This window comes from Pseudooceanicola sediminis, from assembly GCF_003575965.1.
In the GTDB taxonomy this organism is placed as follows: domain Bacteria; phylum Pseudomonadota; class Alphaproteobacteria; order Rhodobacterales; family Rhodobacteraceae; genus Pseudooceanicola; species Pseudooceanicola sediminis.
Genome location: NZ_QWJJ01000005.1, coordinates 19,642 through 41,743, shown reverse-complemented (window position 1 = coordinate 41,743; position 22,102 = coordinate 19,642). Strand labels below are relative to the sequence as shown.

The 22,102-nt window shown below is 64.5% G+C and carries 20 protein-coding genes; 8 read left to right on the top strand and 12 right to left on the bottom strand.

Annotated features, from left to right (window positions below; all coding sequences use genetic code 11):
- Positions 1-152: 152 nt before the first annotated feature.
- The 8 genes from DL237_RS06645 to DL237_RS06610 all read right to left on the bottom strand — a co-directional run bounded on the left by DL237_RS06645 (position 153) and on the right by DL237_RS06610 (position 9,001).
- Complete coding sequence (locus tag DL237_RS06645; RefSeq protein WP_119398277.1) at positions 153-1,391, bottom strand: saccharopine dehydrogenase family protein; 1,239 nt, start codon at positions 1,389-1,391, stop codon at positions 153-155.
- A 47-nt stretch (positions 1,392-1,438) separates the two neighbouring features.
- Positions 1,439-2,536 carry a carboxynorspermidine decarboxylase gene (locus DL237_RS06640; RefSeq protein ID WP_119398276.1) on the bottom strand — a complete coding sequence of 366 codons (1,098 nt, stop codon included), beginning with the start codon at positions 2,534-2,536 and terminating at the stop codon, positions 1,439-1,441.
- Positions 2,537-2,771: 235 nt separating this feature from the next.
- Complete coding sequence (locus DL237_RS06635; protein WP_119398275.1) at positions 2,772-3,887, bottom strand: diaminopropionate ammonia-lyase; 1,116 nt, start codon at positions 3,885-3,887, stop codon at positions 2,772-2,774.
- 534 nt (positions 3,888-4,421) lie between these two features.
- Positions 4,422-5,111, bottom strand: a complete 690-nt coding sequence (locus DL237_RS06630) for a gamma-glutamyl-gamma-aminobutyrate hydrolase family protein (RefSeq protein ID WP_233544889.1) — start codon at positions 5,109-5,111, stop codon at positions 4,422-4,424.
- A gap of 179 nt (positions 5,112-5,290) precedes the next feature.
- Positions 5,291-6,286, bottom strand: a complete 996-nt coding sequence (locus tag DL237_RS06625; RefSeq protein WP_119398274.1) for an amidoligase family protein — start codon at positions 6,284-6,286, stop codon at positions 5,291-5,293.
- 261 nt (positions 6,287-6,547) lie between these two features.
- Positions 6,548-8,266 carry a sensor histidine kinase gene (locus tag DL237_RS06620; RefSeq protein ID WP_119398273.1) on the bottom strand — a complete coding sequence of 573 codons (1,719 nt, stop codon included), beginning with the start codon at positions 8,264-8,266 and terminating at the stop codon, positions 6,548-6,550.
- A 16-nt stretch (positions 8,267-8,282) separates the two neighbouring features.
- Positions 8,283-8,837, bottom strand: coding sequence for an RNA polymerase sigma factor (locus DL237_RS06615; protein WP_119398272.1), 555 nt, complete (start codon positions 8,835-8,837; stop codon positions 8,283-8,285).
- Positions 8,834-9,001, bottom strand: coding sequence for a NepR family anti-sigma factor (locus DL237_RS06610; protein ID WP_119398271.1), 168 nt, complete (start codon positions 8,999-9,001; stop codon positions 8,834-8,836). The genes DL237_RS06615 and DL237_RS06610 overlap by 4 nt, the downstream gene beginning before the upstream one ends.
- Before the next feature lie 98 nt (positions 9,002-9,099).
- On the opposite strand from DL237_RS06610, the gene DL237_RS06605 reads away from it, so the two are divergent.
- Positions 9,100-9,912: a response regulator gene (locus DL237_RS06605; protein ID WP_119398270.1), complete on the top strand. Its 813-nt coding sequence runs from the start codon at positions 9,100-9,102 to the stop codon at positions 9,910-9,912.
- A gap of 167 nt (positions 9,913-10,079) precedes the next feature.
- Here DL237_RS06605 and DL237_RS06600 read toward each other — a convergent pair whose 3' ends face one another.
- From DL237_RS06600 to DL237_RS06590, 3 genes are all read right to left on the bottom strand, one after another.
- Positions 10,080-10,247: a DUF1328 family protein gene (locus DL237_RS06600; protein WP_119398269.1), complete on the bottom strand. Its 168-nt coding sequence runs from the start codon at positions 10,245-10,247 to the stop codon at positions 10,080-10,082.
- 254 nt (positions 10,248-10,501) lie between these two features.
- Entirely contained in the window at positions 10,502-11,539 is a 1,038-nt protein-coding gene (locus DL237_RS06595; protein WP_119398268.1) for a 5-oxoprolinase subunit C family protein, read from the bottom strand.
- Positions 11,536-12,288 carry a 5-oxoprolinase subunit B family protein gene (locus DL237_RS06590; RefSeq protein ID WP_119398267.1) on the bottom strand — a complete coding sequence of 251 codons (753 nt, stop codon included), beginning with the start codon at positions 12,286-12,288 and terminating at the stop codon, positions 11,536-11,538. The genes DL237_RS06595 and DL237_RS06590 overlap by 4 nt, the downstream gene beginning before the upstream one ends.
- 137 nt (positions 12,289-12,425) lie before the next feature.
- On the opposite strand from DL237_RS06590, the gene DL237_RS06585 reads away from it, so the two are divergent.
- The 3 genes from DL237_RS06585 to DL237_RS06575 all read left to right on the top strand — a co-directional run bounded on the left by DL237_RS06585 (position 12,426) and on the right by DL237_RS06575 (position 15,299).
- On the top strand, positions 12,426-13,391 hold the full coding sequence (locus DL237_RS06585) for a TRAP transporter substrate-binding protein (RefSeq protein ID WP_119398266.1): 966 nt from the start codon (positions 12,426-12,428) through the stop codon (positions 13,389-13,391).
- An 85-nt stretch (positions 13,392-13,476) separates the two neighbouring features.
- The gene (locus DL237_RS06580) at positions 13,477-14,001 is read left to right on the top strand and encodes a TRAP transporter small permease (RefSeq protein ID WP_119398265.1); all 525 of its coding nucleotides are present in this window, start codon (positions 13,477-13,479) and stop codon (positions 13,999-14,001) included.
- Complete coding sequence (locus DL237_RS06575; protein ID WP_119398264.1) at positions 14,001-15,299, top strand: TRAP transporter large permease; 1,299 nt, start codon at positions 14,001-14,003, stop codon at positions 15,297-15,299. Before DL237_RS06580 ends, DL237_RS06575 begins: the two co-directional genes overlap by 1 nt.
- Positions 15,300-15,471: 172 nt before the next feature.
- Here DL237_RS06575 and DL237_RS06570 read toward each other — a convergent pair whose 3' ends face one another.
- A complete protein-coding gene (locus DL237_RS06570; protein WP_119398263.1) occupies positions 15,472-15,981 on the bottom strand; it encodes a winged helix DNA-binding protein in 510 nt (169 codons plus the stop codon).
- Between DL237_RS06570 and DL237_RS20565 the strand changes: the two genes are divergently transcribed.
- From DL237_RS20565 to prfB, 4 genes are all read left to right on the top strand, one after another.
- Entirely contained in the window at positions 15,981-16,148 is a 168-nt protein-coding gene (locus tag DL237_RS20565) for a hypothetical protein (protein ID WP_158585596.1), read from the top strand. The genes DL237_RS06570 and DL237_RS20565 overlap by 1 nt on opposite strands.
- Before the next feature lie 400 nt (positions 16,149-16,548).
- Positions 16,549-17,694, top strand: coding sequence for an N-acetylmuramoyl-L-alanine amidase (locus tag DL237_RS06565; RefSeq protein ID WP_119398262.1), 1,146 nt, complete (start codon positions 16,549-16,551; stop codon positions 17,692-17,694).
- Positions 17,695-18,016: 322 nt separating this feature from the next.
- A complete protein-coding gene (locus DL237_RS06560) occupies positions 18,017-20,542 on the top strand; it encodes a penicillin-binding protein 1A (RefSeq protein ID WP_119398261.1) in 2,526 nt (841 codons plus the stop codon).
- Positions 20,543-20,954: 412 nt separating this feature from the next.
- Entirely contained in the window at positions 20,955-22,079 is a 1,125-nt protein-coding gene (prfB, locus tag DL237_RS06555; protein WP_119398260.1) for a peptide chain release factor 2, read from the top strand.
- Positions 22,080-22,102: the final 23 nt, after the last annotated feature.

Genomic DNA, 22,102 nt, shown 5'->3' with positions numbered 1-22,102 from the left:
AGCGCGCCTGAGGCGTGTGACCCTACGTCGTTCTGCGCATGTGCCGCTGTGCGGAAGGCGCGCGGCGTCTTGTTTCGCAGGGCGGCAGAGGGGGCAGGAACGCCCTGCCGGCGCGGGGCGGGCAGGGCGTGGTTTTCAGGCTGTAACAGGGGTCAGGCGTTCCAGGCGGTATCGGTGCCGTTGACCTCAACCCGCGTCGGCAGGCCCATCTTGTCGAGGAGGGTGAAAAACGGCTTTGGGTCCAGTTCCTCGACGTTTTTCATGGCCTTGGCATCCCATTCGCCGGTGGCGACTAGCATGGCGGCGGCCACGGGGGGCACCCCTGCGGTGTAGGAAATGCCCTGGCTGCCGACCTCGGCATAGGCCTCGGCGTGGTCTGCGACGTTGTAGACAAAGACCTCGACCGGGGCGCCGTCTCTGGTGCCCTTGACCAGATCCCCGATGCAGGTCTTGCCGGTGTAGTCGGGGGCGAGGGACGAGGGATCGGGCAGGCAGGCCTTGACCACCTTCAGCGGCACGACCTCAAGCCCTTCGGCCGTGGTCACGGGCTGTTCGGAGAGCAGTCCGAGGTTTTGCAGCACGGTGAAGACGTTGATGTAGTGATCGCCGAAACCCATCCAGAAGCGCACGTCGGCCTTGGGATAGTTGGCGGCAAGGCTGTGCACCTCGTCATGGCCGGACTGATAGGCCTTCTGCTTGCCCACGACAGGCAGGTCCCATTCGCGACCTGAGGCGAACATGCTGGTTTCCTTCCATTTCTGGTCTTCCCAGTAATAGACGGTGCCGGTGAATTCGCGAAAGTTGATCTCGGGGTCGAAGTTGGTGGCGAAGTATTTGCCATGGCTGCCGGCGTTGATGTCGACGATGTCGATGGAGGTCACGTCGTCCATGTAGGTGTCGATGGCATAACGCGCGAAGGCATTGACGACGCCCGGATCGAACCCCGCGCCGAGGATCGCGGTGACGCCCTTTTCAGCGCAGAGGTCGCGCTTTTTCCACTCGTAATTGCCGTACCAGGGCGGCGTTTCGCAAATCTTTTCAGGGTCTTCGTGGATCGCGGTGTCGATATAGGCGGCCCCTGTTTCGATGCAGGCATCCAGCACGGTCATGTTGACGAAGGCGGTGCCGACGTTGATGACGATCTGCGCGCCTGTTTGCCGGATCAGCGCGGCGACGGCGGCGCTGTCCATGGCATCGACAGAATGGGATTTGAACACGCCGTCCTGCTTCATCGCGGCCTTGTCGGCCACGGTCTGAAGGATCGCATCGCATTTCGATTTCGTCCGGCTGGCGATATGCAGATCGCCCAGAATGTCGTTATTCTGCGCGCACTTGTGCGCGACCACCTGGGCGACGCCGCCAGCGCCGATGATCAGGACATTACGTTTCATAAACCCGTGTTACCCCCTTTGGTTGTTGGGTCGGAGCACGACAACGCTCAGGACAGTGCCGCGGCGAAGTCGTTGTAATCAAAGTCACGCACGAGGCGCGTCGAGCCGTCGAGTTCCCGGATCGCGATGGCGGGCATCTTGACGCCGTTGAACCAGTTTTTCTTGACCATCGTATAGCCTGCGGCATCCTGAACCGACAGGCGGTCGCCGGGGTTCAGGGCCTTCGGGAAACGGTATTCGCCAAAGATGTCACCGGCGAGACAGGACTTGCCGCAGACCATCCATTCCTCGGGGCCCTCGTTCGGGGCCATCTTGGCGGATTCGCGATAGATCAGCAGGTCCAGCATGTGCGCCTCGATCGAGCTGTCGACGATGGCGAGGTTCTTGCCGTTGAAAAGCGTATCCAGAACAGTGACTTCCAGCGTGGTCGACTTGGTGATCGCGGCCTCGCCCGGCTCAAGATAGACCTGCACCTCGTTCTCGCCGGCAAAGCGTTTCAGACGCTCGGCAAGGCGGTGAATCGGGTAGTCTTCGCCGGTGAAGTGGATGCCGCCGCCGAGGCTGATCCAATCCATCCGGCGGATCAGGTGGCCAAAGCGCTGTTCGATGCTGCCTAACATGTTGTCAAAGCGGTCGAAATCGGCGTTTTCACAGTTGTTGTGGAACATGAAGCCAGAAATCAGGTCCGCGACGGGTTCGATGTCGGCGGCGTCGTGTTCGCCCAGGCGCGAGAAGGGACGCGCGGGGTCCGCAAGGTCGAAACCGGAGGTCGACACGCCGGGATTGACCCGGATACCGCGGGTGTGGCCCCGGCTAACCCCTTCAAAACGCTGAAGTTGTCCGGCGGTATTGAAGATCACCTTGTCGGAGTTCGCCAGCACCTCGTCAATCTCATGGTCGGCCCAGGCAACGGAATAGGCATGGGTTTCGCCTGGAAACTTTTCGCGCCCCAGCTTGACCTCGTAGAGCGAGGAGGAGGTGGTGCCGTCCATGTACTCGGACATGAAATCGAACACCGACCAGGAGGCGAAACATTTCAATGCCAACAAGGCCTTGGCCCCGGATTGTTCGCGCAGCCAGGCGATCTTTTCCATGTTCGGCAGCAGGGCCGATTTGTCGATCAGGTAGTAGGGTGTCTGGAGCATGGACGCCTCATCTTCGGGCAAACCCCGTCCGGGGCGGAAAGGGGGTTTTATACGGGGTCCGCCGGTGCGGAACAAGGGTGGCGGCGGTGGCGCTGCGCGCATTTGCCGGTTGCGGGGGCATCTTGTGGCCGTGTCGGTACGCCCTGTCAGGGGACATAGGGCAAGCCTTTGATATCGCCAGAATTTAACGTCGGTATCTTGACGGTATCGTGACGGTAAGTGAGCGGTGCGAAAATCAGCCCCCGGTGCCTTCGGTCGCGATGACCAGAGCGATGGCCCCGGCGGGCAGATCGGCGGGCAGATCGGCGGCCAGCATCCCGGCGAGGGAAGCCGCGCCGCTGGGGGTGGTCTGCAGGCCCGCGCGGGCGAACTGCGTGACGGCGGCGTCCGCCTGCGCATCGGTGATGGTGACAAAGTGGTCGGCGTCATGGCGCAGCGCGTCGAAGGCCAGCAAGGAGGCATCCTTGCAATCCAGCCGCCCCATGTTGGACCGTGCGCCCGTGGCGGTGACGGGTCGCCCCGCCGCGACGCTGATCCGCAGGCAGGGCGCGCGGTCGGGTTCGACGACGGTAATCACCGGCTGGACATCCCAGAGGGCGCGGATATGGCCCGCGACGGCGGCGGCAAGGCCGCCGACACCGGCCTGGAGAAAGACATGGCTGGGCCAGTCGCCAGTGGTGGCAAACTGCTGGCGGCATTCTTCGGCCAGCACCGTATAGCCCTCCATGATCAGGGCAGGGCGGTCGAGGTAGCCGGGCCAGGAACCGTCGGCCAGCAACAGCCAGCCCTGCGCGTCGGCGGTGGTCATCGCGTGGGCCACGGCATCCTCATACCCGCCGGGCACGCGCAGAACCTCGGCCCCCATGGCCGCGATGCGGGTTGCAAACCCGGCAGGCACCGTGCTGTCGAGGACGATCACGGCGTGCGCGCCGAGGATCCGCGCCCCCGCGGCAACCGAAAGACCGTGGTTTCCGGCGCTGGCGGTGATGAAGGTCATCTGCGCCGCCGCTGCGCGGGCGGTGTCGGACATGAGGTCGCTGTCGCCGCTGGCATCCGCGATCATCTGCGCGATGGCATAGGTGCCGCCGAGCGCCTTGAAGCTGCCCAGTCGCATCCGGGCGGTTTCATCCTTGACCAGCACCCTCGCGTGACCAAGGGCGCTGAGGGTCGGATTTTCGCCAAGCGGTGTGGCGGCATAAGCGGGACAGTTGCCCAGCATCGCCAGCGGCCGGGCGGGCGAGACGCGGAAACCCCGCCGAGTACCGGTTTGCGCGCGGCCGCCGGGCCGGGGACCTGTGGTTGCCACATCGGGGTGTGGCGTATCGGGTTTGGGCGTATCGGGATTGGGCATTGGCAGCCTTGCGTCTGGTCTTTGGCGGTCGGCTGCGCTGCGGCTGCCGGAGGTCTGTCGACTGAACAGGGAAAATGCGCCCGCGTCAAAACCCCAGCGGCAAAAGGCCCGGTTTTCTAAGGTGCAGGCCTCTGACCGGGGTGAAAACGACCAGTTCCGCGCGCAGGGGCGCTCGATTGCTTGCAAGGGTGCCGGTATGCGAAATTTCAGGGGTGTAGAATGTTTTGTGCCGGAGAAGGGGGATACTTCTCCGGCACAGGTTGGGACGTCACGAGGTATAGCACGACCCGATTTCCGATGCTGGGGATGTCCGGGACAGACGCATCGGTCATTCAAGTAACGCAGCCCGATCAGAAAGGGTTCCGGCCGGGAACATTTTTTTTCGTTTTTTTCTCGGGGCCGGTGGGGGCCGGATCGGCCTGTCTGGCAAGGGCTGGTTGGAAGGGGGTTGGCCGGGCGCCGATGGGGCTGGACAGCGGCGGCGGGCAAACATCGCCGGTCGAACCTCGGGGTGGCAAACCTCGGGGGGCGGGGTCACTGTGCGGCGAGGTCAGTGGCGACGCCGTCGCGTTGATCGCGGCCGGCACCATAGGCGCGGGCGGCCAGGGTCAGGGCGCGAAACAGGCGGCGTTGGCGGCGCGCATAGAACAGGTGTTCGGGGTGCCACTGAACACCGATGGCAAACGGTTCGGCGGTGCGTTCGACGGCCTGGACCATGCCGGCCTCGTCCGTGGCGGCGATGCGCAGGTCGCGCCCCAACCGGTTGACCGCCTGCGAATGCAGGGCGTTGACGCGCATCGGGTCGGTTCCGGCAATACGGGCCAGGTGGCTGTCGCGGCGGATCGAGACGTTGCGGCGGGGCAGGATGGTGCTGTACTTGCGCGATCCGTAGACGCCAAAGGCGTTCTGGTGCAGCGTGCCGCCCAGCACGACATTCAGCATCTGTGCCCCGCGACAGATGCCCAGGATCGGCAGGTTCTGGGCCAGCGCCTGAGCGATCAGGGATTGTTCCATGCGATCACGCGCCGGATCCAGCGTCACGCGGGCGACGATTTCGGTGCCATAGAGGCTGGGCGCGATGTCGTCTCCGCCACCGATGACGATGCCATCGACCCGGTCGAGGTCGATCTCCTCTGCCGTGTCCCACCGCAGGGCGCGCGCCCCGGCCAGCGCCAGGTTCAGCCAGATCAGCGGAAAGATCCGCCAGCCGGAATGGCGCGACACGGTCACGCCGATGGTGGGGCGGTAAGGGGCCGTGCGGCCGGGCGTCGGTGCCGCGGGGGAGGGGCGTGTCGGGTCAGCAGTTGATGGGCCTAAGTTTGTCTGTCCCGTGTTTGTCTGTCCCGAATTCGTCTGCGCAGCGTTCGGGGCGGTGATCGGGGCGGGGTCTGGACGGGGGGGTGTCACGCCGCTGCGCTGTCGCGTTTGGACAGGCTATCATGCCCGTAATCGCGCAGGATCTCTGCGGCACGGTCGAGCCAGCCGTGCGGGATGCGGGCCAGCCGGTCACGGTGATCACGCCAGGCGGCGCAGAGGGCATTCAGCGCGGCATGATCTTCGGCCAGCGCCTCGATCGCGACCCAGAGGTCCCATTCCTGTGAAACGCTCCACTCCGGGTCGTCGATCCGGCAGTCGGGCATACGATAGTGAAAGGCGGGGCGCGCGCCGATCCCGTGGTTGTCGCCGAACACCTCGCGGATCAGGGAGGTGTCGAAATCCGCGATGATCGGCAGCATGTCCAGCGCATGATTGCGCGACGGGGCGTAGGTCAGGTAGATCTGCGCAAGATCGTGCAGCGTCTCCGGGGGCCCCTCGGCCAGCGCGTCGAGCAGCGCGCGGGGGTAGGGATCGACGAAGGGCAGCACGCGCCGCGACAGGTCGATGGGATGGTTGTGGCGCAGCAGCGGTTCGGCAAGCGCGAAGGCGGTGACGACGGACCACAGGTGCGCGACGTCATCGGAGGCGGTCTGGACGTTCAGGTGTACGCCAAACCCCAGCAGGATGCCGCGTTCGGTGCCATAGGCACCGGCGTCGCGCATCGTGGCCAGCAGGGTGTCGAGCTTCGGCAGCGCTACCGGATCAAAAGGGTCAGTGACCAGTTCAACAGGCACCAGCCCGCGCGCGAGGTCCAGCGCGGTCTTTGCGATCTCGCCCGAGGCGCGTTTGCGATAGGCGGTGTCGATGAACATCTTGCAGGTGCCGAAGGGCGTATCGCTGACGGTGTAATCGGTGCCTTGGCATTCCATCGTTCCGCCGGTTTCGCGGGCCAGCAGCGAAGCGGTCTTTTCCTCGCCCAGACCGCCGAATTCAACCTCGACGCCGAGCTTGCGGGGCTGCCCGCCCGCGTCGGTCGGGGTGGGCAGGGAGAGCGGGCTGGTTTGGTGCGTGCGTGTGTCCATGTCGACCCAACGCAACCTGCGGGGGCATGGTTCCGGGCTGCCTGGGTGCAGGGTCGCGGCCCTGTGTGACAGGGTTGGTCAGGGGGGCCGGGCAGGCGCGGGACCGTCAGTCGGCGGCATCTGCGGTGGGGTGGCAGGATGACCGTCGCGTGGCGGAACGAGACCGCGAGGGACGGGGGCCATGCAGCAAGGGGGAGGGCAGGCAGGGGGAGGGCAGGCAGGGTCACCGCCGGAGCGCGAGGGATCGCTCCGGCGGTGGGCTCAGTAATCCAGCGCCTCTGGCTGGAAGCTGAGAACTTCGAACGACACGAAGGCGCGGTATTCCGTGTCGGATTCCTCGGTTTCGATGCGGCTGCCGAGCTGGGTCGCAAAGGCGCGGATCAGCTGTTTGCCAAGGCCGGTGGATTCGCCCTCGGCGGGTTCGCGGGTGACCGTGCCCTTGGAATTGACCATTTGCAGTTTGGCCCGCGTGCCGGTTTGCGTCAGCGACAGGGTCAGCCAGGGCTCACCGTGATCGTTGCTGGTGTACTTGGCCGCATTCGCCATCAGTTCGGACGCCAGCAGCGACAGCGGCACGGCCTGATCGGGATAGAGGATGACATCGTCGATTTCGATCTTGACGCGGATGCGGTGGCCGCCGCTGGCGCTGGCCTGCAACGTCTGGTTCGCGACCTCGCGCACCAGGGCGCCGACGTTGACCTGGCCCTGCTGTTCGACCTGGTGCAGGTTGCGGTGGATCGAGGCCATGGCCAGCACGCGATCCTGAAGCCGTGACAGGATTGCCTTGGTTTCTTCGGAATGCGCCTTGCGGATGTTCATGTTCATGATCGAGGAGATCAGTTGCAGGTTGTTCTTGACCCTGTGATGGACCTCTTTCAGCAGCACGTTGCGCTGGCGGACGGCATTTTCCAGCTCGGCCTGATCATGCAGGATGGTTTCGGCCATCAGGATGAAATCCTGTTCCATGTGCCGCAGCTCTTCGGCGGCGTGGCGCATGGTGCGGTTGTCCTCGAACGTGCGGACACGTTCAAAGCGGCGCATCCGGCGGCTGAGCATTCGGATGTGACGGCCGGCCATGCGGTCGATGGCGACAAGGCCGACGACGACAGAGGCGATCCACATCAGCAGCGGGAACAGGATCACCGGCGCGTTGACGGTTTCGGACATGTCGGAAACCGAGGGCCAGATGCCGAGGGCAAAGACCTGATCTTCGACCACGGGCACGACGACATAGAGCTGATCGGCGCCGGTGCGGCTCTGCCCGGAAAAGACGATGGGGGCGAGGCCGGCCATTTCCTCAAGCGTGGAGCGGATCGGCAGCACGGATTCAGCGTTGTCGAAACCTGTGGTGGAGGTCAGGATCTTGCCCGACCCGTTGAAGGTCATGATATCCTTGGGCGCGGCACCAAAGCCCGCGCTCTGTTCCAGCTTGAGGTTCGAGTGGGGGACAGAGATGGCGACGTAGCCGGTATATTCACCGTCAATGAAGACCGGCTGAGAAACCACGAGCACCGAGGTCTTGCTGATCGGGGCATCGGTGGCGACCTGCACGGTGGGTGCCTGGGCATTGATGGTGAACAGGTGGTTCGGGCGTTGGGATACATCCGTGCCGATCCCGGTCGATGCGCATTGGATCTGGCCATCGACGGGGATGTAGGCCGCCAGGCTGAACTTTGGCATCTGCTTGTTGAAGTCGCCCATCATCTTGCGGCAGGCGGCAAGTTCGAGACCGTTCGCCTCGACCGAGCGGGCCAGTGCCGAGGCCGCACCAAACGCCTGTTGCAGAACGCTACGCTCGCCCTCGACCCCTTGTTGGGTGAGGGCAAGCAGCGACAGCCGCGTCACCTCTTCGGCTTGCGAACTGACCTGATTGGTCTGGTAGATGGCGATGGACCCGATGGGAACCAAGGCAAGAGAGAGAACCCCCGCAATCCGAAAACTCAGACTGCGTACCCAGGGCGTGTTCGCGGAATTTGGCATGCAGGTGTTTGGCCTGTCAGCGGGCTGTCATGGGTTTTGAATTGACCACCGCCATCGTCGCGGGGTCTGTCAATTCCATTGCCTCGTCTTCGTTGAGATGCAGCAGTTCTGCAAGTTTCGCACGGCCACGGTTTGCGCGGCTCTTGATCGTACCGACGGCAACGCCGCAGGTCACGGCGGCTTCTTCGTAGGAGGCACCCAGGGCGCCGACCAGCACGAGGGCTTCGCGTTGTTCATCGGGCAGCTTTTCGAACGCGCGTCGGAAGTCCGCCATCTGGAGGCGACCGTCGTGGGCCGGCTTCTCGGACAGACCGGCGGCAAAGATGCCATCGACGTCGGGAACCTCGCGGCGCGTCTTGCGAAGGCTGCTGTAATAGGTGTTGCGCAGGATCGTGAAAAGCCAGGCGCGCAGGTTGGTCCCGGCCTCGAATTTCTCGATGTTCGTCCACGCCTTGACGATAGCGTCCTGAACGAGGTCGTCTGCCGTCGCGCTGTTTCGGGTCAACCCGAGGGCAAAGGCCCGAAGCGCAGGAAGGTGGTCGACAAGTTCGTCCCGCGGGTGCTTTGTCATTTACGGTCACCCTCGGCGCTCGCCGTGGAGTCCTGGTTTTTAAGTTGATTCAGCAGATCTTTGAAGCGATCCGGGATATCTTCGTCCAGCGTGGATTGAAAAACCTTCCGGAGGTTATCGTCTATCCCGCCCTTCTTGCCTGTATTTGACTGACCCAATGCCATAGTTCCTTTCCAACTCCGGAGAATTTCTCGCTGCTAGCGGAACCAAACGCAACCAGGTGGCGTTGGGTTCCCAAGAAAAGGACAATTAAGGGGATAAAATGTCGGTCTCTTCCGGTACCACGGATCTTTCCAGCCTCATCGGCACACACCTTCCATTCCTGCGCAGGTATGCGCGGGCCCTGACAGGATCGCAGAGTTCCGGTGATGCCTATGCGGCAGCCACGCTGGAAGCCATCCTGCAGGATCGTTCCGTATTTGAGGGCGGCATTGGCGACAAAGCTGCCCTTTTCAAGGTATATCACACCATCTGGGCCAGTTCCGGTTCACCCGTCGATATCGAAGCCTCCGGCATGGAGGCGCGCGCGCAGGAACACATGGCCAAGCTAAGCCCCAACACGCGGGAAGCGCTTTTGTTGCATTCGATCGAAGATTTTAACGTCTCCGAAGTCGCGGCGATCATGAACACGGACGAAGACGAAGTTGAACTGCTTCTTAAAACTGCCCGTCAGGAGATGGAGGATGCCATTTCCGGCCGCGTTCTGATCATCGAGGACGAGGCGATCATCGCGATGGACCTGGAGGCGCTGGTTGCCGAGATGGGCCACCGCATCACCGGTGTCGCGCGCACCCACAAGGAAGCAGTCGCCCTGGGTCGCAAGGAACAGCCCGATCTGATCCTGGCGGATATTCAGCTGGCCGACAATTCGTCCGGCATCGACGCCGTGAACGAGCTGTTGGGAGAGTTCGGCCTGATGCCGGTGATCTTTATCACCGCGTTCCCCGAACGGCTGCTGACCGGCGAACGCCCGGAACCGGCATTCCTGATTTCCAAACCGTACCGCGAAGATCAGGTCCGTTCGGCTGTGAGCCAGGCGATGTTCTTTGCCTCGACCGAGACGCTGAAAGGCTGATCCCAACCCGTGCGCTGCGCGAAAAAGGTGACGTCCCCGGACGGCGCCCTTTCGGGCAGCGTTCAGGCGTCATGACGGACATGGAACGTCACACAGAAAAACGCCCCGCCGGATCTCCACGGCGGGGCGTTTTGCATTGGTTCTCACGGTCACAGGGGTGGTTCGTTTCAGAACCGATCCTCGAAGTGATCGACAACAAGGGCCAGAATTCCCAATCCCATGAACAGGATAAAAAGTATCTGGGCAATCCCTGCGGATGCTGCGGCTATCCCCGCATAACCAAACAGGCCAGCGACGACGGCAACAGCAAAGAAGACGATAGACCATAGTGGCATGGTATGTCCTTTCCTGTTGTCTGCCCAACCCCACATGGGGTGTTCGCTAGTTCAACGCCTCGCCCATGATGCGGTTCCGGCCGAATTGGATTCAATTGGAGCGGTTTCCTGCGACATTTCTGCGCGGTGGCACCCGTGCAAGTCAGACAAATGACGGCATTTCGAGGGCACGCACAGGCAGGCCGAGCGGCCTGGTGGGCACGTGCGCGCGCCTCGGGCAACGCCCGCGCCGTTGCCCAAACCGGGCGGCTGTCCTAGCGCGCAGTCGGGTCCAGATCGTCACCGGAGGTGACGCCGCTGATCAGCTGGTAGGACAGCAGGTCGGGAATGTCGGCGGGATCGCGCACCAGCGGCATGACGCTGGCGGGCAGGCGGGCCAGAGCGGCAAGGTGGCTGGCAAGCAGGGCTTCGGCGTCCTCCCACCCGATGAAGGAGAGGTGGAGCGCGGGGGCCGGACCGGCCTGCACGATGCGCCCCATGTCGGCGGGGTGAACCGACCCGATGCGGGGGTAGCCGCCGATGGTCTGGCATTCGGCCAGCAACACGAAGGGCGTGCCGTCGCCGGTGATCTGCACGTCACCGGCCTGGATGGGTTCGGAGGCGAGGTCACCCGCCGCGCGGTGCCATGTCGGGTCATCCTGGCTGATCAATTGCATCGCCTGGCGATTGCTGCGCGGGCCACGCACAAAGGTCGCCTGTCCGAGCGCCGCCCGCTGCGCGTCGTCGAACATGTCGCTTTGCGGACCGGGGACCAGGCGCACCGTACCGCCGTTGAAGCGCGCACCGAACGGACCCGCGCCGGGCAGGTGGCAGGCGGGCCGCGACGGCGCGGGGTCGTCGGACAGGGGTAGGCAGTCGCCAGACTGCAACACCGCGCCGATTCCGATGTTGAGGTGCGCCGCGCGGCTGCCCAGCACGGGCGATGTCGCAATGGGGGCGCCGGGTGTCAGGTATCCGACAACGCCGCGTTCGACCCCGCCGATCTTGAGGATCTGCCCCGGCGCGATGGGGTGGGCGGCGTGCCAGCGCAGGGGCGCGCCATCCAGCGTCGCCTTCATCGGGGCACCTGTCAGCGCGACCCGTGTCGGGATGTCGACGCTGAAACTGCCACCCATGCCGGGCATCTCGATCGCGGCGGCGGGGCGGGAATGGAGCAGCGCCGCGGCTTCGTGCAGGGCGAGCGGATCTAGCGCACCGCCGCGTGACAGCCCCTGCGCCGCATGTCCCGGGCGCCCCAGATCCTGCACCGTCAGTCCCGGCCCCGCGGCGACGATCCTGAGCGACGCGGTCATGTCAGATCCTGTTGCGTGGCGCCGCCAAGCGGGTGGTCTGCCAGGCCTGCCAGTTCGTCGGCGCTGGCGCGGGCAAAGCGTATTTCGTCCCCCGCGCGCAGGGGTGTGGGATCGCTGGCCCCGGCGGTGAAGGGGCGGAACGAGGTGCGCGCCACCTGAACCCAGCCGGTGGGCGAGGGGTTGGCGAACAGGACCAACTGCCGGATCGCGGCCACCAGCGCCCCTGCGGGCACCTGGCTGAGCGTGCCCTGGCGGGGGAAATCCCAGTTTTCGGGCAGCAGGCCCATGTAGGGCTGGCCGGGGGCGAACCCGATGGCCAACACACGCGGTTTGGCGGCCAGGATCTGTTCGACAGCCCGGGTTTCGCTGATCCCGGCCTGTTCTGCGGCATGGGCCAGGCCCGGCGCATCGTCGCCGTCAAAGCTGAGCGGCAGGGTCCACGCCCGGCGGGCCGGGGCGTCGGGCAACGCCAGCCAGTCGCGGCTGTCGACAAGCTGTTGCAAGGCCGCCCGGGCCGTGGCGCGGTCCGTCGTCTCGGGGATGTCGAAACGTACCATGGTCGATGTCAGGGCCGGCAGCACCTCGGTTACCCCTGCCAGGCTGCGGGCCTGTTCGCCAAGGGCCAGTGCGGCGCGGTTCGCCTGCGGTGCAAAGACCGGGGCAAAGCGGACAAGAAAGGCGTCCATGCCCAGTGGCAGGACCTGTGGCTGCCCGGTCGGAGCGGAGGGAAGTGCCTGCGGATCAATCACCAGAGCCGTGCCTTTATCAGGGGACAGAGGTTTCTCTTGACCTGAATGGCAAAACGCTGACAAATTGTCAACGTAATGTCACTGTAACCCAAGCCGACCGCAAGAGTCGTGCCCATACATCCATCAGGAGAGAGAAAATGCTGAAATTTGCTGCTGTCGTCGCCACCGGGATCTGCCTTGCCGCCCCGCTGTCTGCCGAAACCTGGAACATGCCGGTGCCCTATGGCGACACCACGTTCCACACCGTCAATATCCGTGAGTTCGCCGCCGACGTCGCCACGGCCACCGATGGCGCGCTCGAGATCGAAGTGCATTCCGCCGGATCGTTGTTCCCGCACCCGGAGATCAAGGGCGCGGTGCGCTCGCGCCAAGTGCCGATCGGGGAATTCCTGCTGTCGCGCCTGTCGAATGAAGATGCGGCCTATGGCATCGATTCCCAGCCCTTCCTCGCCACTTCGTATGAAGACGCGAAAAAGCTGTGGGACGCGCAGAAACCCGTGATCACCGAGCTGATGGCCGAAGAGGATCTGATGCCGCTGTTCTCGGTTCCGTGGCCGGCGCAGGGGCTGTACACCAATGGCGAAATTGCCACGGTCGACGATCTGTCGGGCCTGCGGTTCCGCGCCTACAACGCCGCGCTTGAGCAATTCGCCCAGCTGGCCAAGGCCGCCCCGGTGCAGGTCGAAGCGCCCGATATCGCGCAGGCCTTTTCGACCGGCCAGGTCGAGGCGATGATGACCTCGCCCTCCACCGGGGCCAATTCCAAGGCCTGGGATTACGTCAATACCTATACGGCGGTTGATGCCTGGCTGCCCAAGAACATCGTCGTGGTGAACAAGAAGATGTTCGACCGCCTGCCCGAAGACGTGCAGGCCGCCGTGCTGGACGCCGCCGCCGCCGCCGAAACGCGCGGCTGGGACATGTCGGCAGCCGAAGCGGATGAGAAGAAGGCCGAAATGGAAGCCAACGGCATGGCCATCGTCGCGCCCTCAGATGATCTGATGAACGGTCTGAAGGCGATCGGTGCCACCATGATGGACGACTGGAAAACCAGCGCCAGCGAGGCCGGTCAGAAAATCCTGACCGATTACGAGGCCAAGTGAACGGCCCGGTGATCTGACCCGGCCCCGCGCATTCAACAGCGCGGGGCCACTGGCTTTGGATGTTTCTTTCAACAGGGGTGACGCGATGCGGCGCGGTCTGGACTTGCTCTATCTAGCGGGGGGCGTGGCGGCGGCGGCCGCGATTGCCCTGATCTGCCTCGTCGTGACGGCGCAGGTCGGCCTGAACATCCTGGCGCGCATCGGTGGGCCGGGCTATTCCTATACCATCCCGTCTTACGCGGATTTCGCAGGCTTCCTGCTGGCCGCGGCCAGTTTCCTGGCCCTGGCGCCGACGTTGCGATCCGGTGTGCATATCCGGGTGAACCTGTTGACCTCGCGCCTGCCGGACAGGGCCACCTGGGCGCTGGAACTGCTGGTGCTGGGGGTCGGTGCCGCCCTCTCGGGCTACGCCTGTTTCTATGCGATCAACCTGACATGGGAGAGCTGGGATTTCGGGGACATGTCGACAGGCATGGTGGCCATCCCGCTGTGGATTCCGCAACTGGCGATGGACGCGGGACTGGCGCTGCTGACGATCGCACTGCTGGATACCCTGCTGGAAAGCCTGCGCGCCGGTCATGCCATCATCGCTGATGCGGGAGAGGCATGATGTCCGATCCGGTGATCTTCTCGATTCTTCTCGGCGTGCTGCTGGTGATGCTGGCGGCAGGTCTTTGGGTGGCGTTGTCACTGATGGCACTGGCGCTGGTGGCGCTGGTCTTCTTCGCCAATGCGCCCCAAGGGCTGGTGCTGGCGACGACGCTCTGGGGCAATTCGCACAGTTGGACGCTGGCGGCGCTGCCCCTGTTCATCCTGATGGGAGAGATATTGCTGCGCTCGCGCCTGTCCAACGACATGTTCTCGGGGCTTGCGCCCTGGCTGGGACGGGTGCCGGGGCGGTTGCTGCATGTCAACGTGCTGGGCTGCGCGATCTTCGCCGCTGTCTCGGGGTCGTCTGCGGCGACTGCGGCCACCATCGGGCGCATGTCGGTGCCCGAACTCGAGGCGCGCGGCTATCCGCAAAGCCTGATCCTGGGCACGCTGGCAGGCTCGGCCACGCTGGGCCTGCTGATCCCGCCCTCGATCATCCTGATCGTCTACGGCGTGGCGACCGAACAGAGCATCGCGCGTCTCTTCGTGGCCGGGATCCTGCCGGGCCTGATGCTGGTGGCGATGTTCGCCGGATACGTCGGGCTGCGCGCCCTGATGTCTCCGACGATCATTCCCGACGAGGGGGTGCATTACACGGTGCGCCAAAAGCTGGCGGCCTCGCGGCGGCTGATCCCGGTCATGCTGCTGATCATCGGGGTCATGGGATCGATCTACACCGGCGTCGCCTCACCGACGGACGCGGCGGCCGTCGGTGTTGTGCTGGCGGTCGGGCTAGCCTTCGCGTCCGGTGGTTTCGGCTGGCGCGACCTGCTGGCCGCGCTGATGTCGGCGACGCGCACCTCCTGCATGATCGCCTTCATCCTGATGGGGGCGGCCTTCCTCGCAATTTCGATGGGCTTTACCGGCATCCCGAGAAACCTTGCCGCCTGGATCGGCACGATGGAGCTGTCGCCTTACGCGCTGCTGGCGGTTCTCACGGTGTTCTTCATCGTGCTGGGGTGTTTTCTGGACGGGATTTCGGTCGTGGTGCTGACAACCTCGATCATCCTGCCGATGGTGCAGGCGGTGGGAATAGATACGCTGTGGTTCGGCATCTACCTTGTGCTGGTGGTCGAGATGAGCCAGATCACACCGCCCGTAGGCTTCAATCTTTTTGTCATCCAGGGGCTTACCGGGATCGACATCCTGCGTGTTGCCCGGGCCGCGCTGCCATTCTTCGGGCTCTTGTTGCTTGGTGTGCTGCTGATCACGATGTTTCCGGCAATCGTAACCGTGCTGCCGAATGCCATGGGCTGACCCCAGGTTCCTTCGGGCATGAATGTGGGGGCTCCGCCCCCGTCAGCTTCGCTGCCTCCCCCGGGATATTTCGAACAGGGAAACCTGCAGGACGGCGCTCTTCATCATCTGGCGGGAAATACCCCCGCCGGAGGCGGCTTTGTGGGGCGTTCCATACAGGTACGCGTTCGGGCTAGAGGCTGGCGGCGGCGCGGCTGGCCTGATCGAACTGGCCGGACATTGCGCGCAGGGACGAGGCGATCCTGCGCAGTTCGTCGCCGTCGTAGCCTGCGGGCAGCGTGCCAAGCAGGCATTGTTCCCGGATCTTGCGGTAGGCGAGGCAGAGAGATTCTCCGGTCGGGGAGGGGCGGTAGAACACTTCCTTGCCGCGTTTCTCATTTTCCAGCAGACCGAGCTTCAGCAATTTGCGCAGGGCATAGTTCACCGTGTGGGAGTCTTCGATGTTCAGAAGAAAAGTTATATCGGACAATCGCTTATCACGACCCCGGCTATTGGTATTGTGCAGGACGAGGATTTCCAGCGGAGACAATTCCGGCATGCCTGCAGCCGTCATGCAGCGTTGCATCCAGCGGGTGAAGGCGTTGTAGGCGATGATCAGACCGTATTCGAATTCGGAGGCTTCCCAGCCCTCGCCCTCGGCCAGGTGACGGGAGGAAACGATGCGGCGGGAGTCGGAGGTCATTGGCGCTGGCCTTTGCTGACGGTGGCGAATTGTTGGTAAATTATCAGCAAAATGCCTCGGGACAAAGCTTTGAATGGCCTGAGTCCGGGCTGCGGTATCCTGTCGGTTTCGGGTTCGGTATCCTGTCGGTATTGCAGTGCAGCATCGGGGATGCGATGCGGGAGTGATGGTTGGCAGGCGCGGGAGCTGTGGTCGCGTGCTTGCCGTGCGCACAGTGCGCGATTGGTGTACTCGATCGGTGTGCGGGATTGATGGAGCGAGGGTGAGGTTGTTGCGGCGCGGCCTCGCGGGGGCGTTGCGTTGGGGTTTGGGATGGCAAGGTTGAAAGCGACGGAGATGAGACGGACGGGGAGACGGTGCCTGCGGGATCGGGGGACGCCCTTCGTGGTGATGCGGGTCTTGATCCTCGGGCTTGTCGCTGTGGTCACGTGTTGCGGGGCATCGGCACCGGGATGGGCGCAGGGGCATTTGGGGCGTGAGCCCCAGGAGCGTCCTGCACAGGAGGGGCGCCCTGCACAGGAGGGGCGGCCGGCACAGGCGCGCGCGGCGCATTCGAGCTTTAGCGCGATGGCGCAGGTCGATCCGGCGCGCAGCCGGATCCGTGACCGCAAGGGCGGTCTGGAGCTGGAACTGGCGTTGAGCCAGGGGGTACCCTACCGCATTTTCACGTTGCAGGATCCGCGCCGGGTCGTGCTGGATTTCCGCGAGGTTGACTGGAGCGGTGTGCAGGCCGCGACCCTGGTGCGATCGGACCTCGTCGCCTCGGCGGCCATGGGGGGCGTGCGCCCCGGCTGGTCGCGGCTGGTACTGACGTTGACCGCGCCGCTGGCGTTGCAGCGTGCGGCATTGACGATCGACCCGGAGAGCGGCGCCGCGGTGTTGCGGGCGCGTTTCATGCGGGTTGGCGATGCCGCCTTTGCGGCGGCGGCAGGGGCGGCCCCTGATCCGGGCTGGGCGTTGCCTGCCGCGACATCGGGGGATTCGAGGGCGGCTTCCTCGACGTCTGAGGCTGGGGTGCTGCGGATCCTGCTCGATCCAGGTCACGGCGGGCTCGATCCCGGTGCCATGCGTGACGGCGTCACGGAAAGCCGGCTGATGCTGAGCTATGCCCGTACCCTGCGCGAGGCGCTGGTGCGGGCGGGGGCCGAGGTTGCCATGACGCGCGAGGACGACAGTTTCGTGTCGCTGGAGCGCCGTGTCGAGATGGCCCATGCCATGGATGCGGATCTGTTCATTTCGCTGCACGCGGATGCGCTGGCCGGCGGCGGGGCGCGGGGCACGACGGTGCACACGCTGTCCAAGACCGCCAGCGACGAGGCGTCACGCAAGCTGGCGGAACGTCATGATCGGGGCGATATCCTGGCCGGGGTGGACCTGAGCCACAGCGATGACGTGGTGGCCGACGTGCTGATGGACCTGGCGCGGATGGAGACGCAGCCGCGCAGTGAGGCGCTGGCCGATGCCGTGGTTGCGGCGTTGCGGAGCGCGGGGCTGCCGCTGAATTCACGGCCACGGCGGGCGGCGGGGTATTCGGTGCTGAAGGCGGCGGATATTCCCAGCATCCTGATCGAGGTCGGGTTCCTGTCCAGCGACCGGGACCGCGCCAACCTGGTCACGCCCGAGTTTCGCGCCCGCCTGGCCGGGGCGGTTCGGGATGCGGTGCTGGCCTGGCAATTGGCGGATGAGGCCGAGGCACCGTTGCGGCGCCAGTAGTTTGCGCCGCGCGCGGCCGACCGCGTGGATGATGCCCTGACTGCCTGCGCGTCGGATCGCGCGGTACAGGTCGTGGGGGGCCTTCGTGCTTGGTGCTGTCGTGAGGAGTGCGGCGCGCCGGAAGGCTGCGGGCGGCCCGTCAAGGGCCTGTGAAGGGACTGTCGGTGTCCTGTCAGAGTATCTTCCGGGGCCAGCAGGCGGACCCGGCAACGTCCCGGCAACGGCGTGTTCCGGCAGATCGCGGCGGTTTGGCGGGGATGTGTTTTGACCGCCCTCGTCCAGCGCCCTATATACTGCTTTCAACCAGAAAGGCGCGCCGCCCGTGATCAGATTCGTTCTCTCCTTTTTCGGAGCCATTTTTACCCTTGTCACGCTGTCGGTCGCCGTGATCGCATTGTCCATCGGGGCGGTGTTCTGGATCTATGGCCGCGACCTGCCCAGCCACGAGGCGCTGGCCAGTTACCAGCCCAAGACGATCAGCCGGATCTATTCCGGCGAAGGGCGCATCATTGACGAATTCGCCCAGGAACGGCGCCTTTTCACGCCCGCGTCGGAAATTCCCAAGCTGGTGAAAGAGGCGTTCATTTCCGCGGAGGACAAGAATTTCTATCACCATGCGGGTTATGACACGCGCGGCATGATGTCGGCGGCCTTTGATGCGATCAAGTCGCGCGGCAAGAACGTGCGCGGGGCCTCGACCATCACGCAACAGGTGATGAAGAACTTTCTGCTGACCGGCGACCGCAAGATCGAGCGCAAGATCAAGGAAATCATCCTGGCCTCGCGGCTGGAGGAAACGCTGCCCAAGGACAAGATCCTGGAGCTGTACCTGAACGAGATCTTCCTGGGACAGAACTCCTACGGGGTGACCGCCGCCGCGCAGACCTATTTCAACAAGCCACTGTCCGAGCTGTCGCCCGCCGAGGCCGCGACGCTGGCATCCATGCCCAAGGCTCCGTCGGATTATCACCCGGTGCGCAACCATGACCGGCTGCTGCAACGGCGCGATTACGTGCTGCGCGAGATGCATGAGAACGGCTATATCGACGACTACATCTATGCGGCCTCGGTGGCCGAGCCGATCCGTTCGGTGCAGGGCGGCGACTATCCGGGGTTCCGCAGCACCTTGCCGCCGCGCGACTACTTTACCGACGAGATCCGGCGCCAGCTGACCCAGGATTTCGGCGAGGACGAGTTCTTTACCGGTGGCTTTACCGTGCGTGCCACCATCGACCCCGAAATGCAGGCCGACGCGGCAATGGCGCTGCGGCACGCGCTGGAGAAATTCGACCGCACGCTGGGGCGCTGGCGCGGCACCGGCAAGGCCCTGGACGAAGCACAGCTGGCCGACGAGACCACCTGGCGCGACACCCTGCGCGGCACCAATGTGCCCCGGGACATCACGCTGGAGCATCCCTGGCTGCCCGCCGTGGTGTTCAACGTCGCGGATCAGACGCTGGACATCGGCATCGAGGACGTGGCGAATGACGATCCGCGCGGCCATTCCGTGCCGCGGTCGGATATCCATTGGCTGCGCGGTGATTTCCACGACAATTTCAAGCGCGGCGATGTGGTGCTGGTGCGCGAGGTCACGGATGACAGCGGGGCCTTCGTCAACTGGTCGCTGCGCCAGGTGCCCGAGGTCGAGGGCGGCTTCATGGCGATGGACGTCAACAACGGCCGCGTGATCGCGATGCAGGGCGGATTTTCCTATCAGGCGTCGGTGTTCAACCGCGCCACCCAGGCGAACCGGCAGCCCGGGTCATCGTTCAAGCCGTTTGTCTATGCCTCGGCACTGGATTCGGGCTATACCCCTGCGACGATCGTGATCGATGCGCCGATCGAGGTGAATACGCCCGATGGCGTGTGGCGGCCCACCAACTCGTCCAACCAGTACTACGGCCCGACACCGCTGCGCACCGGGATCGAGCAGTCGCGCAACCTGATGACGATCCGCCTGGCGCAGGAAGTCGGCATGGACGTGGTGGCGGAATATGCCGAACGCTTTGGTGTCTATGACAATATGGGCACCTACCTGGCCAATGCGCTCGGCTCCGAAGAGACCACGTTGTACAAGATGGTCGCGGCCTATGCGATGTTCGCCAATGGCGGCGAGCGGGTCGAGCCGACGCTGGTCGACCGGGTGCAGGACCGCAATGGCCACACGATCTATCGGCACGACCACCGGATCTGCAACGAGTGCCGCGAGCCGGTTCTGCCAGCGGGCGAGGGGCCGGAGATCATCTCGAACTCTCAGCGGGTGATGAATGCGATCACGGCCTATCAGCTGACCTCGATGATGCAGGGCGTGGTGCAGCGCGGCACGGCGGCGCGGGTGGTCAACCTGCCGGTGCCGACGGCTGGCAAGACCGGCACCACCAATGATGCGCGCGATGCCTGGTTCATCGGCTTTACCTCGAACCTGGTTGCCGGGTGCTATATCGGCTATGACAATCCCCGCTCGATGATGAACGGCCATGGCTATGGCGGCACGCTGTGCGGTCCGGTGTTCCAGGAGTTCATGACCAAGGCGATCAAGGAATATGGCGGCGGGGCGTTCAAGGTGCCGCCGGGGGGCCATTTCATCAACATCGACCGCTTTACCGGCGCGCGTCTGTCCGACGATGCCTCGGGCAACAATGTGGTCGCCGAGTATTTCCGCGATGGCGAAGAGCCGATCTTTGGCATCACCTATGACGGTGGCTTTGCCATGGGGTCGGATCTGCCGCTGTTCCGGGATGCGGGCGACGCCCGGCAACGCCAGCAGATCACCACCTCGACCGGCGAGAGGACGACAATCGCGCCGAAGGCAAATTTCGGCACGCTGTCGTCTGGCGGGCTGTACTGAGGCGAGCGGCGGCCGAGCCTTTAGGCGCCGTCTGGCGGACCCGCGGCGCTGGAGAGAGTGTGAGGGTGTGAGAGTGTGAGGGTGTGGTGGTTTCGGGGGCGTCCTGCGGGGGTGAGACCTGAGTGGGGGCGCTGCCCCCGTCGCTGACGCGACTCCCCCGGGGTATTTTCGGCCAGATGACGGGGGAGGCCGGACGGTTGACCGGACAGGCGAGTGGGCCGGAGTGGTCGTGCGGGGCCGGGGCCTGGGGGGGCGAGGGGCGCCGGTGCTGACTAGGGCCGGTGCTGACTGGGGCTGGTGCGGAGTGAGAGGGGGGAGTGTTCGAAGAGGCGGTGCGGGGTGGGGGTGCTCTTGCTCGTAACGGGTGGTTGGGCTATCACGCGGCTCTGATACTGTTAAGGAAAGGTGGCCCATGCGCGCCGAGGCCCAGAACTTTGTAGCCGAGATCGAGAAGTCGCTGGAGCTGTTGCGCCAGCGGATGGATTGGGACATGGCCCAGCACCGGCTGGAAGAGTTCAATGCCCGGGTCGAGGACCCCGATCTGTGGAACGATCCCGAAAAGGCGCAGGCGCTGATGCGAGATCGGCAGATGCTGGTCGATGCCATCGAGACGCATGATTCCATTCAGCGCGATCTGAACGACAGTGTCGAGCTGATCGAACTGGGCGAGATGGAGGATGACCAGGAGGTCATCGCGGATGCCGAGGCGACCCTGAAGGCGCTGCGTGCCAAGGCGGCCGAGAAGGAGCTGGAGGCGCTGTTGAACGGCGAGGCCGACAGCAACGACAGCTTTCTGGAGATCAACTCGGGTGCCGGTGGCACCGAGAGCTGCGACTGGGCCAGCATGCTGGCGCGGATGTATGTCCGCTGGGCCGAGAAAAAGGGCTACAAGGTCGAGCTTCAGGCAGAGAGCGCAGGCGAGGAGGCGGGCATCAAGTCGGCCACCTACAAGATCACCGGGCACAACGCCTATGGCTGGCTGAAGTCCGAAAGCGGCGTGCACCGGCTGGTGCGCATCAGCCCCTATGACAGTGCGGCGCGGCGCCACACCAGTTTCAGCTCGGTCTGGGTCTATCCCGTGGTGGACGACAATATCGAGATCGAGGTGAACCCGGCCGATATCCGCATCGATACCTACCGGTCCTCGGGGGCGGGCGGGCAGCACGTCAACACCACCGACTCGGCCGTGCGGATCACCCACCATCCCACCGGGATCGTCGTCACCTCGTCCGAGAAATCCCAGCACCAGAACCGCGACATCGCCATGAAGGCGTTGAAATCGCGCCTGTACCAGATGGAGCTGGACAAGCGGAACGCGGCGATCAACGAGGCGCACGAGAACAAGGGCGATGCGGGCTGGGGCAACCAGATCCGCAGTTATGTGTTGCAGCCCTACCAGATGGTGAAGGACCTGCGCACCGGCTATGAGACGTCGGATTCCGGCGGCGTGCTGGACGGTGATCTGGACGGGCTGATGGCGGCGACGCTGGCGCTGAACGTCAGTGGCAAGAGCCGGGCGGAGGCCGCCGCCGACTGATCAGGGTGCCGGGATGGGAGGCC